Below are 2,704 nucleotides of genomic sequence, written 5' to 3'. Positions count from 1 at the left end.
CACATAGATACATTTCTCTTCTGGAGATAAACAAGAGACCTCATTCATCCATTCGCCTGCGTTAAGTCTCGTCCAAGACAACTTAGTTGACATGTCCGATTTCCCTCCCTTTAATTAAATGTAAAATCGCTAAAGCATCTGCTTCATTATCATCACAAGGCGCATGCCCTTTTGCGTGCATTGCCCTAATCATTTCTTCTTTTGAAGCATTTCCTTTGCCGGTTGTTTCTTTCTTAATTGTGCCAACTGGAATACCTTCATATGGTATCTGATGATGTTCACACCAAGCCGTTAAAGTTGCTAGAAAACCACCGTAAACATGCGCTGCATCGGTACCAACGTGACGACGCACCTCTTCAAAATACACTGCATCAATGTGATTTGCTGCCATCATGATCTCTGTAAGCCATTGCTTAAAATGCAGGTAGCGCATCCCACCGCCTTCAAAACGACGTGGTTGAAAATTAACTGTTCCACTTATTATGTGATCATCTGCACCACAGATCGCCCAGCCCGTCTTCGTACCGAGATCAAGACAAAGTGTGGTTTGTGAAGTAAAATCCATAATCTCCTCTAAAAATATTGCGTATTCGTATGTGCGCTATAATGGAGCGCTTAAACTGGTTCTCTTGCAAAAATGTTTTTGAAAAAATACCCTCTCGTTGGTTCTAAAAAAGCGAGGGGAAACATATGGAAAATATGATCTTACTTGATAAGATGGCTCATGTAAGCGAATGAGCATTGTAACACATATCTCTCTGTCCAATTTTATTAACAAGATCAATCATCTGGTCTTTGCTTATAGTGATCTGGTGCTGATTATTTGCCATCTCTGTTTTTGCTCCAGTTTAAGAGTATGAACTGTATTGCTGTTGCTCATCATTAACGATAGGATGTATTCGTACAAGTAGAAGTTATTGACTCTGATCCATCCAATGCAGTAAATCCCTCCATTACATTAAATGTATCTTGCCTCTGTTCTGTCATTAAAAGAGAAGTATCGTGAGATTTATTATCATATGTATGAAGAAACCAATTCAGCGTTACCCAAGATGGACCTTTGGATTTAGATAATTGAATAATTATGTTCCAATATCTCGGAGAAATTCTATTTCGGTCGCGCATTTTGCGCGCGGCTTCGTAGCTACATCCAACTTGTTCTGCAAATTGGCTTATAGATCCCCAAGAATCAATCAAATTTTTAACAGAAAAATTATTAATCATAACAACAGCAGTACATTATGTACATTTTAAAATCAAGACAAAATCGTACAAAATGAATGAAAAAATCGTGGATAATACACACATGATTCATTTGCCAAAAGATAGACTTAAAATAGCGCGCAAAAATGCTGGATATGCGACACCAACCGCAGCTGCGCGCGCCATATCAAGCCTCAATGTCAATACCTTAACTAGCCATGAAAATGGAAATCGCGCTATTTCACGCCAAATAGCCGTGCACTATGGTAAAATATTTAATGTCGACCCAGGATGGATTTTGTATGGTGAATCGCTCTTAGAAAACCCAAGCCTCAATACAAGTGTTCCTCTAATTTCATGGGTTAGCGCTGGAGAATTAAGTGAGCAAGATAGTATAATAGATTTTTCAGATTATCCAATAACAGAAACTGTTAACCTTCCTGCAGGAAAATGGATTGCTCTGCGCGTTGATGGCTCATCTATGAATAAAATTAGCCCCCCAGATTCCATAATATTTGTAAATATGAAAGATAAAAAACTTGTGCCAAATGCCTGTTATGTAATTGCAGATGAAACTGGACAAGCAACATATAAACGATACAGACCTAATGATAATCCCCCTTTTCAGCCAGCATCATACGATAAAACGATAAAAGCCCCAAAACTTGAAGGTGCCATTTCTATAATAGGTCGTGTACGACGTACTGTTCTTGAAATGTAAACGTAATGATGCACGTTATTTACATGATCAATAAACAGCTGAAATAAGGAAGCAAACAATTTGTTTTATAAAGTACCTACTATCTTCTGTTAAAACAACGACTTCATCACCGCAATAGTCGCTTATTGGTTTTGTTTGCAAATGTTTAACTACGATTAAATCTCCATCTTTATACACAGGATACATAGAAGTTCCACGAACCACGAATCCTAATGCCTCAAAAGGTAAATTAAAGGACATTGCAACTGTCTTAAATCCGTCTTCTAGAATTTGCTCAATATCGGTATCAATTTCTAATCCCGCTCCTACAAATCCCACAATAGGAATAAGTGTAGTAATTTGGTTGTGGCTTTTTAAACTTTTTTATAAAATTCTAGAATTGCATCTCTACTCGATCCTCTAGGATCGACTTCACCTTTTAGCCATCTCGAGATGGCTGCTTGTTAAAAGCATACACTTACTAAGCATAAAATTAAATCAATTCATCATTATTTTATTTTTAAAAATAGTACATAATGTACTTGACCATATTCAGTACATTATGTACTTATATATTCATATTACAATTCACACACAAACAATCGCTTACAGGCACTAGAGGGGTAAAATTATGAAAAAGCCAATTTTTATAAATTCAGATGAAATTTTGTTAATCGTCTACAATGATGGAGATCACGTTGCTAAATCGGGACCATTCTATGACGAATTTGATATTTTGAAGGTTCTTGAAGGCACAGAAGGCGCAACAAAAATCCTTTGTATCGATAATTCAACGAAGCA

4 protein-coding genes are annotated in these 2,704 nt (G+C 36.8%); 1 reads left to right on the top strand and 3 read right to left on the bottom strand.

What is annotated here, in order from left to right:
• Nucleotides 1–82 precede the first annotated feature (82 nt).
• Nucleotides 83–565 (bottom strand): crossover junction endodeoxyribonuclease RuvC, encoded by a 483-nt coding sequence (locus WCP75_RS04910; protein WP_336277124.1) that lies wholly within the window; start codon nt 563–565, stop codon nt 83–85.
• Nucleotides 566–882: 317 nt separating this feature from the next.
• Nucleotides 883–1,197, bottom strand: a complete 315-nt coding sequence (locus WCP75_RS04905; protein ID WP_336277123.1) for a hypothetical protein — start codon at nt 1,195–1,197, stop codon at nt 883–885.
• 109 nt (nt 1,198–1,306) lie between these two features.
• On the opposite strand from WCP75_RS04905, the gene WCP75_RS04900 reads away from it, so the two are divergent.
• On the top strand, nt 1,307–1,924 hold the full coding sequence (locus WCP75_RS04900; protein WP_336277125.1) for a S24 family peptidase: 618 nt from the start codon (nt 1,307–1,309) through the stop codon (nt 1,922–1,924).
• Nucleotides 1,925–1,951: 27 nt separating this feature from the next.
• On the opposite strand, the gene WCP75_RS04895 is transcribed toward WCP75_RS04900, so the two are convergent.
• The gene (locus WCP75_RS04895; RefSeq protein WP_336277122.1) at nt 1,952–2,242 is read right to left on the bottom strand and encodes a S24/S26 family peptidase; all 291 of its coding nucleotides are present in this window, start codon (nt 2,240–2,242) and stop codon (nt 1,952–1,954) included.
• Nucleotides 2,243–2,704 lie beyond the last annotated feature (462 nt).

The sequence above is a fragment of the Bartonella numerosa genome, from assembly GCF_037070845.1.
GTDB lineage: Bacteria > Pseudomonadota > Alphaproteobacteria > Rhizobiales > Rhizobiaceae > Bartonella.
This window is presented reverse-complemented; position numbering and strand designations above follow the sequence as displayed.